The organism is Bacillus sp. FJAT-28004 (genome assembly GCF_001280845.1).
Classification (GTDB): domain Bacteria; phylum Bacillota; class Bacilli; order Paenibacillales; family Paenibacillaceae; genus Pristimantibacillus.
The window spans coordinates 919,805-931,549 of sequence record NZ_LGHP01000001.1; the positions used below are offsets into that span (position 1 = coordinate 919,805).

Sequence of the window (11,745 nt, forward strand, 5' to 3'; positions counted from 1 at the left end):
ATGAAGAGTATTCTGAGCGCAATTTGATGAACAACACGGCAAAGGAGGCTCTGCGATGATCCATTGCGAAGGATTGGTAAAAATTTTTAAAACCGACGACATTGAGGTCGTTGCCTTGCAGGGCCTGAACATGACAGTCGAACAGGGCGAAATGATGGCGATTATCGGCAACAGCGGCAGCGGCAAATCGTCGCTGCTCAACATTCTGGGCGGCCTCGACCGGCCTTCCGCAGGGCATGCGGTCGTAGGTTCATGGAATCTGCTCAAGATGACCAAAGAGCAACTCATCGAATACAAGCGTAAAACGGTCGGTTTTATTTGGCAAAATAACGGGAGGAATCTGGTTCCTTACCTCACCGCCCTGCAAAATGTCGAGCTTCCGATGATTATCCAAGGCAAGGTGGATTCGGCTTACGCCAAACAACTGCTCACCGCCGTTGGTCTTGAGCATCGGATGGGCAGCCGGCTTACGCAGCTGAGCGGCGGCGAGCAGCAGCGGGTGGCAATCGCGATTGCGCTGGCCAATCGCCCGCAGCTCGTACTCGCCGATGAGCCGACTGGCTCGGTCGACAGCGCAACGGGCGAGCAAATTCTCGATATATTCCGCCGCCTGAACCGTGACATGGGAGTCACGATCGTCATCGTCACGCATGATCTCTCCGTTGCAGACAAGGTGGATCGGGTCGTTGCGATCCGCGACGGCTTAACCAGCTCGGAATGGATCAAGCAGGCAGCAGGTGAATTTCCTTCAGGCATAGCCAGCAATAGCGCTTTGGCAGAGGGAGTCACCGATTCCCGCTTCGGCGCGCAGCACAAAGAATATGTAGTCATTGACCGCGTCGGCCGGCTGCAAATTCCGAAGGCTTATTTGGAAGCGATGAACGTAGATGGCAAAGCGGTGCTTGAATTCGATGGCAAACGGGTGACACTCGGACCAATTGAAGCTTCGCCATCCTCCGCCTCGCCGGATCGGAGGTGAGTGGACGCATGGAACAGGAAGCAGCCGATCTGAATGATCTGTATGCGGCGCATTCCGTCTATTTGAACAAATCAATGTACTATTTGACCCGCAATCGCGAGGAAGCGGCTGATCTGGTGCAGGAGGCTTTCTTGCGGTTATGCCTGCAGGACAGCTTGCCCCATAATCCGAAATCATGGCTGTCTCAAACCGGATACCGACTGTTCATCGACAAATGGCGCCGCACGAAGCGGGTTTCCTTTCTGCCGATTGATTATTATACCGTGTCGAGCCAGACCACACCTGAGCAAGCCGTTCTCGATATGGAATTCGAAAGGCTTGTGTATCAACTGCTTTTGCGATTCAAGCCACGAATGCGCACTGCGTTATACTTGCGTATATACAAGCAATTCAGCTATGAAGAAATTGCAAGCCTGCTCGATTGCTCCGAAAACACGGTGAAGTCCTACATCCGCCGCGGCAGAGCACAATTGTCCAAGTGGCTGTAAGCTGGCACTAAGCAGCCGCTTTTTAAAACAAACTTTTTTCGGAGGAATTATGATTGGTGTTGCGTGGTTTTCAAACAAAAATGATGTTCAATAGCAATGTGGTTTCCGGAGGCTAAGATATCTCGACAAAATAATATATGGAAAAAGCTTTCCAAGGTACATACGTACCTCGGAAAGCTTTTTCCATATATTGATAAAATTATAGTGTTTTCGGTATTGTACGAGGGAAAAGTACAGCGTATTTCATTTATTACAGTATTAATTTGTACAGTTTTTACGTGATAATAAAGATTCACAGCGAAGGTGAACACAGAGGGGAGGACGGCTGAGTTATGAAAACGGTTCAATCCAAATTGTTGATTATGTTTATAGTCGTAACTTTACTGCCGGTAATTACAATGGGGACGTACGCTTATTGGATATCCGTTAACGCCGCGAAGCAGAATGCCGGACAAGCGATGCAGGCAGCCCTCGAACAAATAGGCAAGAACCTTGATTTTCAACAACGGATGTACCTAAAATACATGGATTATATGGTCTCTTCGACTGATCTCAAAGCGATTTTTTATAATAGCGATTTTAACCGGACGACGGTTCAGACCTGGGATGTTTACCGAAAACTAGACATTATCATGAACGGCCTATTTCTACGCGAAGAGTCTGTCGCAGCGGTCGCTTTATATAAAAATAATCAGTTGGTATACAGATTCAAGGGAGTTCAGAGCAATGATCTGCAGGGCCTTGGTAATACAGATTTGTATGAAACCGTGATGTCACACAAAGGCAGAGTTCAGATGCATACGATGCAAATGATCAATAAGGATTCTGGAGGAAAGGAAAACTACTATATATTCGGAAGAAGACTTTACGACAATATAGATCGTCACGAGGAAGAAGCTTATAACGCAGGTGTATTCTTATTTGTTCCAGAAAAGTTTTTTTCGGATATTTTTCGAATGGGAAATGAACAAGGAGAGAATATCGTTATGATCAGCAGCCTAAGAGGACAAATTCTTTCCCATACGGATAGTGAGAAGATTGGAAGTCGCCTGAATTTTGAGGGAGTTACGGGATTGCCAGAGCATACGATGAATGGAAGCTACCCCTCGGTAGTGAATGGGAAACAGGTGATGATAGGGTATTACCGTCTTCCACAATGGGATATGCAGGTCATTCAGATCATTCCCCAAGATGTGTTTATAGGAAAGATTCGGCCCATTGCCAATTCGACTGTGATTCTCAGTGTCCTGCTGTTTCTTGTTTTACTATTCTTATCTTGGTTTATCGCACGAAAACTCTCAAGACCAGTACGAAAGCTGATAGTGGCGATGAGGCAGATGCAGAATGGAAATTTTGATATCCAGATCGAGCCAAACTTTGATTATGAATTTAATATTCTGGCAAGTTCATTTAATTATATGGCCGTTCGGTTGAAGGAATCCGTTGCACGGCTTATCGATGAGGAGAAACGGAGGGGTGAAATCGAGCTGCATATGCTTCAGTACCAAATCAATCCTCATTTTGTGAATAATACAATAGGTTCTATTCGATTATATGCCCTTACGCAAGGAGCCCATCAGGTAGCCGAGGTGCTTCATGTGTTGGCCAGGTTGTTTCAGAGGACCCTTGGAAGCTCAGGACAGCTGATTCGCGTAAGATCGGAATTAGCTAATATTAAAGATTACATTCGGATTCATAAGATGCAATATATGGGTGAGATGGGATTCGAGGTCGAGATAAATGACGAGGTAACGGATGTATATATGCCGAATCTACTCTTGCAGCCGTTAGTAGAAAATGCGCTTTTTCACGGTTTAAATTCGGCCCCAGCAGATCCTATCTTGTCCATAAAGGTAAGGAAGGAGGGGGAGGAGCTAGTCATATCTGTTTGTGACAATGGCGTGGGAATGAGTAAAGAAAGAATCGAAGAAATTATGTCAGGGGAGGATCGACTGCCAGACCGTTTAAACAAAATCGGGGTTCAGAACGTCGACAAACGCTTGAAATTGTATTACGGTCCCCAGTATGGGGTAACGTTGATCAGTATCCCAAGCAAGGGTACAGAGGCCTTGGTTCGATTGCCCTGCATATACAAAGAAGGAGGGCCATCCCTTGAAAAAAGTCATTATAGTGGACGATAATCGGATGGTGGTGAAGTCAGTCTATCAGCTTATTCCGTGGGAACAACATGGTTACGTGGTCACTGCCAAAGTTTTTGATGGGGTACAAGCACTGGAGGCAATAAAAATTAACGGTGCAGATCTGCTAGTGACCGATATCAAAATGCCTTTCATGGACGGTCTTGAACTCATTCGACAAGTAAGGCAGCTGGGCTGTGATGCCAAAGCGGTGATCCTGAGCTCTTATAATGATTTTGAACTGGTTCGGGAGGCCATGCGACTGGGTGCCTCGGAATATATATTAAAGACGGAGCTGGATCCAAGCTCCTTTATTACCTTGTTGAACACACTCGCAAGGCAGTTAGATACAGAGCGCAAGGAACTGGACCAGCTTGTGAAGCTGGAAGGGTTTTCGGAGGCAGATTTGAACCGCTTGAAGGATGCGGACAATGAGCTGTTCCGCAATCGGAGACACATCAGAGAGCAGCTTCTTCGTGGATTCTGTATCGGTTATGTGACGGAGGAACAGTTTCTGGCACAGAGGAAGGACTACTTAAATATTCGTTATGACCGAGGGCGCCATGCCATGCTTTACGTGGCGGCAGATAATTTTCATAAACTGCTTGAACTAAGATGGAATGGAAATGAGCAGCTGTTAGCTTTTGCGGCTACGAATGTGATGGAAGAAATATTGGATAATGCAGGGGAAGCAGATCTTTTCTACAACGGATCCGGAACGTTCGTTATTCTAATTAACATCGTGAATTTAGAGAGCGACCTAGAAAAATCAAGATGGATACATTTGTTTTCAAGTCTATCGTCCTCGCTCGAACATTACTTCCGCCTTCGGATTTCAGGCGGCTTCGGTATGGAGAAACCGGGAGTAGACACCGTTCCTAAGTTATATGTACAAGCGATGGAGGCATGTCAATTCCGTTTTATTCAGGGAAAAGGCAAGTTATTTTTTGATGAGGATATTCAAAAAACAGGGGTAGGACAAAATGTTGCTGCTCCATATAATAGTTACGAAAGAGTGGAACTTCTGCGCAATGCGTTGTCAGCGTTCCATCCTCAGCTGTTATTGAAAACGCCGGAATCTTTATTTGTACATCCTGATCATGTGACTCCGGAAAACTTTCGCGATATGCTGCGACTTTATGAGAAATATACCTTTGTTTTGACGGATTTCGTAGAAAAGTATGGGATGAGAAATGTATGCGATGACCTGATTCAAAGTTTTAACGAGTATATCTACGATCAAGAAGCCATACCAGATTTGAATCGCCGACTGCAAGAAATTCTGGAACGAATCGCAGAGGGGATGGAAACCGGGAACAGTCAGGTCAGGCAACTAATCAAATATGTACAAGGACATTTCAAAGATGAGGTCACTTTACAGTCTGCTGCAGAGCATCTCGGTATATCCAGCGCTTATCTTGGCAGACTGGTTCAGAAGGAACTGGGTGTGAACTACTCTGAATACTTGAATCAATACCGGATTGAGCGAGCCAAAGTACTGCTGACGGAAGGATTGTATAAAATTTACGAGATCGCTGAAGCGGTCGGTTACGGAAGCACCGAGCACTTCAGCCGCATGTTCAAGAAGGTAACGGGCATCAGTCCCAAAGAATTCTCAAGCGGAAAACCAAGATAGCTTGAAATTGAGACCCCATTTGGGGTCTTATTTCGTATCGTCACCTGCAAAAAGATGTGGTCAGGTATGATTCGATCATGAAATGCATAATACGATCATTCTCAATTAAGTGTGCTGATTGTTAAAATAAGGTACAAAGCTAAGGAGGAACCGCTGATGAACCAACAGTTGGCACAAGTAGATAAGCAGACCGTGGTTGTGCCCAAGACGAAGCTGGCCCAAACATTTAACCAGCTTGCCAGGCAAAAGTACCTGTTTCTGCTCCTGCTGCCGGGATTGATCTATTTTATTGTTTTTAAATACATCCCTATGTACGGAGTGGTGTTAGCCTTCAAGGAATTTAATCCGATGGATGGGATCCTAGGGAGCCCTTGGGCAGGTATGAAATATTTCGATCGGATTTTCCAATCAGATTCCATCATGCACGTGCTCTTCAATACGCTAAGGCTCAGTTTATTAAATCTGCTTTTTGCTTTTCCTGCGCCTATAGTGTTTGCATTAATGTTAAATGAAGTGGTGCGTGAGAAAGCAAAACGGATTTTTCAGACCATTGCGTATTTACCCCATTTCTTATCCTGGGTCGTTATTTCTGGATTGATTTTTCAATTATTATCGCCCAGCTATGGTCTTTATGGATTGATTGCTAACCTATTCAATTGGAAAACAGAGGTTCTGCTCACACAGCCTGGTCCTTTTCTTACCATTTTAGTGACCTCAAACATTTGGAAAGAGTTTGGTTATGGAAGTGTTATTTACCTGGCAGCTATTGCCAGTATAAGCGGAGAACTTTACGAGGCTGCAAAAATAGACGGGGCTGGTCGGTTAAAGCAAATGCTGCATATTACCTTACCTAGCTTGCTTCCCGTAATCAGCATTCTGTTTATATTGCAGCTTGGGCATGTGCTTGATGCAGGCTTTGATCAAGTAATGAACTTATACAATCCAGTAGTTTATGGCGTGGCGGATATTATCGATACTTATGTATATCGTATTGGGCTTGCTGATTTTCAATATAGCTTCGGAACGGCAGTAGGACTCTGTAAGGGGGTCATTGCAATGATTCTTGTTGTATTAAGTAACTGGTTTGTCCGTAAATTCACTAACCACTCGATCTGGTAGAAAGGAGCAATCGATGAAAATACGAAAGAACAAATCGGAGAAGATCTTCGATTTCATGAATATTACGATTCTTATGTTATTGTCACTTACAATTCTTTATCCCTTCTGGCAGCAAGTGGTTCTGTCCTTTAGCCAACCGGCCGAAGCGCAGCTCATCGGTTTGCATCTCTATACGCTGCATCCTACACTTGACGCCTACAAACGAATATTTTCCGGGGATACGATCTTCAAGGCTTACTATTGGACGACCTATCGTACGATCGTAGGTACGCTGCTCACTGTGCTCGTGACCTCGATGATGGCTTATCCGCTTGCAAAGACATATTTTTGGGGACGGAAATTTTGGATGTGGATCGTGGTTTTCACGATGTTTTTCGGGGGAGGCTTGGTTCCGACTTACCTTTTGGTTAAGAACCTCCACCTTACGAATACAGTATGGGCTCTTATCCTGCCTGGTCTTGTAACCGCTTGGAATATCATCATATTACGAAATTTTTACTATTCCATTCCGGATGAGTTGGAGGAGAGCGCGCGCATGGACGGAGCCAATGATCTGTTCATTTTCTTTCGGATCATTATCCCGCTTTCCGCTCCTGTCATTGCGACCGTTACATTATGGACACTGGTTGGCCATTGGAACGCATGGTTTGATGCCCTTATTTATATAACGAACAACAATATCAAAGTGTTGCAGATTGTATTGCGTGAAGTGCTTAGCGATGCCAACCAGATGTCGGGGATGAATCCTCTGCTTGCTGCAAACGTTGCCGATATGCAAGGTCAGCAGTATACGCCCGAATCGATTAAAGCGGCAATTCTTATGGTCGTCATCTTGCCGATCGTATGCGTCTATCCATTTTTACAAAAATATTTTGTCAAAGGGATCATGGTTGGTGCCGTCAAAGGCTGAATCCTGTGCAAGTTTAAGCAATATGTAAGGGCAAAGCCTTTATATAATAAAATCAATAGAGGAGGGTCAAACAATGAAGAGAAAAAATGTGGTATCAGCAATAATGGCAATGATAGTCGCCATGGGGTTGTTAGCCGGCTGCAGCTCAGGAACAAATACTTCAAAGACTGAAGAAACAAATAAGCCAGCAGATCCGAAAAAGTATACGATTAAAATCTTTTCTTCACGCATCCAACCGAATCCAGACTCGGAGGCCATGAAGGCTATTTCAGAGAAGCTCGGACATCATTTGGAGGTTACGGCAGTCCCTGATACCAGCTACCAAGATAAGCTGAATCTTTACTATGCCTCGAACGATTTGCCGGACGTTTTTGGGATCACATCAGAAGAAATAAAGAAGAACGGGACAGCGAAATTTACGGTAGAGGATCTGGAAAAATACATGCCGCTTATGTATGAGGCTGCGACCAAACAATATAAGGAATATGGTTACGATATACAGGAAATGTGGGATCGTTTCTCTGTTGACGGAAAATTAGCAACGATCTCAATGGGGAATAAAGAGTTGACTTACCCCTATGGCCTTGTCATCCGTCAGGACTTGTTGGATGAGTTTGGGTTGCAGCTGCCCAAAACGCTTAATGATTGGGAAGTGTTCCTTAAAGCATATAAACAAAAATATCCTGACAAATATCCCATTACAGCTCGAGGCAAAGACTTGATCTACCAATCGTTCTATACTTTCATCGCTGCTTTCGGAACATCCTACGATTCGTGGCAAAAAAAGGACAACCAGCTAGTATTTGGACCTTTTATTCCAGAAATGCGCGATGCACTTGAGCTTCTATCTAGTTGGTACAAGGCGGGTTATATTAATCCCGAATGGATTACCATGGATGTAGCTGCACTTAATAATGAATGGATTAACGGGAATACAGTTTCCTTCCAATACACAAAGCTTGACAATGTTATTACTGCACCTTATACCCCAGGATCCATGTTCGATCAATTAGCTGCAAAAAATCCAAAGGTCAAGATTCAATGGGCTCCATATCCTAATTGGAAGGATGGTGTTAAGCCAGCACTTAACGCTTACGAGCTTGTTGGCAAACAAGGAGTCAGCTTTAGCAAAGAGCTTGAGAAGGATCCGGACAAGCTGCATGCCGTAATGGGTGTCGTTGACAAATTGTTTAACGATGAAGAAATCTACATGCTAAAAAACTTCGGAATACAAGGAAAAACGTATGATATCGTTGATGGAATACCTGTTATCAAGAAAGAGTTGAACAATGCGGACGGCAATGTAAAGGAAGGTTTTGGATGGTTCTTCGCAAGTGGATCACCTGGTGTAAACTGGGATTTGGTAAAAACAACCAAAAATAAGACCTACTTGGATAATCTTGAGAAACATGCTGAGGATCCTGCCGGTTATTATTCTCAAGCAAATAATGACTGGGCAATTAGTCGAGTGAATGGCCCTCTAACTTCCCCATCGGGAGAGAATTTGGATGTTAAAGGAAAGACCAAGTATGAGGAGTGGCATCGGATGTTTGCTGAAGTAATCATTGGCTCCAAATCACTTGCCGATTTCGACAAATTTATCGAACAATGGAAGAAAGAATGGGGCAATGAAGCAACAGAGGCAGCCAATCGTCTTTACTTGAAGTAGTGGCAGAAGTAGTGAAGTAAATAGCAGGCTCTACTTAGATAGAGCCTGCTATTTTTAAAAAATGACTGATTGAAAGGATGAACGAGATATGAATATGAGTCTATTTATCGATGCAGCTGATTTTGGATTCTCGCCTCAATCGACGGGGATCGATAACGCCATAGCTCTTCAAAAAGCTCTGGATGCGTCCGGAACGATCATGGTAAGTCGTCCGGGTACTTACAAGCTGGCACGGACCGTTTACATTGGAAGTTATACGACTTTGATTATGGGAAATAATGTTTTTGTGCAAAAGGAAGACGAGGAGGGCCCATACTCTCATGTCATCCTGAACAAAGGGGCTCTAACCAAAACATACGACGAGCAGATCTCGATCGAGAATCTTCATATTGTTGTGAATGGGATGGATATTCGAACGTTTGATGACGTCTTTGGCTTGCATGGGCAACTTGCTCTTTTCTATGTTAAAGATGTGAGAATTGAGCGTTTTCGCTGCATGGACTTAGGTAAAATGCAGTATGGCATACAGATATGCACATTTGAAGACATCATAATTCATGATGTCATGATCAAAGGTGACAAAGACGGGGTCCATCTCGGAAGGGGAAAACGCTTTCATATTTGCAATGGAATCTTTCAAACCTATGACGATGCCGTAGCGCTAAACGCACATGATTACGACGTCGGAAATCCGGAACTCGGCTGGATTGAGGATGGTGTTGTTGAGAATTGTCATGACTTGGCTCGAAGTAAGGAAAATGATGCAATGGGATTTTTTTGCCGTATTTTAGCTGGAGCTTGGAAGGACTGGGAGACGGGAATGGTTGTACAAAAGTCGGATACGGTGGTTTCGAGCGGCCGTCTATACCGTGTCAAAGCAGACGCTGATAATAAGGCTTACGTATCGAATACGCAGCCCGTTCATCAGAGTGGCTCTATGGTCATTGACGATATCAATTGGACCGTGGTTCAAGATGATGTGGTCTACACCGCAGGGGTTCGAAATGTGACGTTCAGGAGTATTTTCTTATATAAAGCGAGAATTGGTTTTTCTGTACATTTTGACAATGACAAGTACAGTCGTTCGTATTATCCTGGTGCTCCAGTCCCTCACCAGGAGCAACTGGTATTCGAAAATATTCGTGTGCTGCATGATCAAAAGATTCCTTTCGCTTCGATTAATACACCGATTGATGTGTTAACCATTACAAATTCCAGCTTTAAAAATAATAGTATCTCGTTCCATGGAAACAAGGCCATGACAGAGTATTATAAAACCAGAATCAACTTGGTCGGATGCGTTTTTAACCAGAAAGGCTTAATGGATTTGGTTGTGAACAGTGTGGAAAATAAAGAGATTCAATTAAATACGACCGCCAGTGTATCAATCGATGACGATTTCACTGCCAATTTGATCCCGGGCCCGGGCAGGATTCACGCTAACTCCGATCTAGGTGGATTGAGTAAGGTCCGGACATAATACAATATTTTGTAATTTGAAGGAGGATTTTGATATGAGTTTAAATTTTCCAATTCCATCTCAACATGTAAGCCGCTTCGAGCGACTGGGCTTCGGGATGTTTATCCACTGGGGGCTTTACTCACAGCTTGGACAAGGGGAATGGGCGATGCACCTTAATCGCATCCCTAAGGAAGAGTATAGCAAGCTGCAGGATACTTTCACCGTGGAGGAGTTTGATGCAAGAGCGATTGCCAAGCTTGCCCGGAAGGCGGGGATGAAATACATTACGTTGACCACGCGGCACCACGATGGCTTCTCTTTATATGATACGAGGGGGCTTAATGATTACGATGCACCGCATAGTGCAGCGAAGCGTGACCTGATTGCGGAATTTGTGGAAGGCTGTCGGGCAGAAGGGATTATACCATTCTTTTATCATACGACTTTGGATTGGTACCAAGACTCGTTTAATGGGGATTTCGACGCTTATCTGAATTATTTACAGCAGTCGGTCGAGATATTGTGCAAAAATTATGGGGAAATCGGCGGCTTATGGTTTGATGGGAACTGGAGCCGGAAGGGGGAGGACTGGAAGGAGGATGCACTTTATGGGATGATACGACGTTATCAGCCAAATGCGATGATCATAAATAATACCGGCTTATCCAATCAGGGAGAGCTTGGACATCCTGAGCTAGATAGTGTTACTTTCGAGCAAGTATGTCCGGCACCGCTGAACCGGGAAGGGATGAGCAAGTACGTAACTACAGAGATGTGTCAGACGATCAACGGACACTGGGGTTATGGTCGATCTGACTTCAATGTAAAATCTCCCAAGGAGCTCATCGAGACGCTATGCGCTAGCCGGAAGGTAGGGTCTAACTATCTGCTTAATATAGGGCCCACCGGGAGTGGAGCGATACCCAAGCTTCAGTCGGCAATTCTAGAGACCATTGGTGAATGGGTCGATGTATTTGGAGAGGCCATATACGATGGAATGCCCTGCGGCATTGCGGGGAGCGGGGATGATTTTGCGCTTGAGACATCTGCCGAACGTACATTTCTTTTTATCTATCATCTGAAGATAGATGGGCATGCCAATGTTACGGTAGGTAATAGTGGAATTGGTCCGAGAGTATTTCAAGGGTTGAAGCAGCCGATTCAGTCGATCGTCTGGCTTGACAACCGCGAAGAGCTTTCATTTGTGCAAAATTTGGAGGAAGGCGTGCTTTGCTTGCAAGCGACAGGTTATCCCTATGGGGTGGATTATGTGGTGCGAGTGGCGGAGGTTCTCTACTAATTATGCTATCCAAAGCTGGCTCCTGAATTTATTAATTTGAGAGG

At 44.5% G+C, this 11,745-nt stretch carries 9 protein-coding genes; all 9 read left to right on the top strand.

The window, feature by feature from the left end; genetic code table 11:
- The first annotated feature begins 55 nt into the window (after positions 1–55).
- The 9 genes from AC787_RS03850 to AC787_RS03890 all read left to right on the top strand — a co-directional run bounded on the left by AC787_RS03850 (position 56) and on the right by AC787_RS03890 (position 11,701).
- Positions 56–979 carry an ABC transporter ATP-binding protein gene (locus tag AC787_RS03850; RefSeq protein ID WP_054023583.1) on the top strand — a complete coding sequence of 308 codons (924 nt, stop codon included), beginning with the start codon at positions 56–58 and terminating at the stop codon, positions 977–979.
- A gap of 8 nt (positions 980–987) precedes the next feature.
- On the top strand, positions 988–1,467 hold the full coding sequence (locus tag AC787_RS03855; RefSeq protein ID WP_054023584.1) for an RNA polymerase sigma factor: 480 nt from the start codon (positions 988–990) through the stop codon (positions 1,465–1,467).
- Positions 1,468–1,799: 332 nt separating this feature from the next.
- Positions 1,800–3,608 carry a sensor histidine kinase gene (locus tag AC787_RS03860; protein WP_054023585.1) on the top strand — a complete coding sequence of 603 codons (1,809 nt, stop codon included), beginning with the start codon at positions 1,800–1,802 and terminating at the stop codon, positions 3,606–3,608.
- Positions 3,580–5,241 (top strand): helix-turn-helix domain-containing protein, encoded by a 1,662-nt coding sequence (locus tag AC787_RS03865; protein WP_054023586.1) that lies wholly within the window; start codon positions 3,580–3,582, stop codon positions 5,239–5,241. Before AC787_RS03860 ends, AC787_RS03865 begins: the two co-directional genes overlap by 29 nt.
- A gap of 156 nt (positions 5,242–5,397) precedes the next feature.
- Positions 5,398–6,360, top strand: coding sequence for an ABC transporter permease (locus tag AC787_RS03870; protein WP_063847483.1), 963 nt, complete (start codon positions 5,398–5,400; stop codon positions 6,358–6,360).
- 13 nt (positions 6,361–6,373) lie between these two features.
- Positions 6,374–7,270: a carbohydrate ABC transporter permease gene (locus tag AC787_RS03875; RefSeq protein ID WP_054023587.1), complete on the top strand. Its 897-nt coding sequence runs from the start codon at positions 6,374–6,376 to the stop codon at positions 7,268–7,270.
- A gap of 73 nt (positions 7,271–7,343) precedes the next feature.
- Positions 7,344–8,939 (top strand): hypothetical protein, encoded by a 1,596-nt coding sequence (locus AC787_RS03880; protein WP_054023588.1) that lies wholly within the window; start codon positions 7,344–7,346, stop codon positions 8,937–8,939.
- A gap of 88 nt (positions 8,940–9,027) precedes the next feature.
- Entirely contained in the window at positions 9,028–10,419 is a 1,392-nt protein-coding gene (locus tag AC787_RS03885; protein ID WP_054023589.1) for a hypothetical protein, read from the top strand.
- 34 nt (positions 10,420–10,453) lie between these two features.
- On the top strand, positions 10,454–11,701 hold the full coding sequence (locus AC787_RS03890) for an alpha-L-fucosidase (protein WP_054023590.1): 1,248 nt from the start codon (positions 10,454–10,456) through the stop codon (positions 11,699–11,701).
- Positions 11,702–11,745 lie beyond the last annotated feature (44 nt).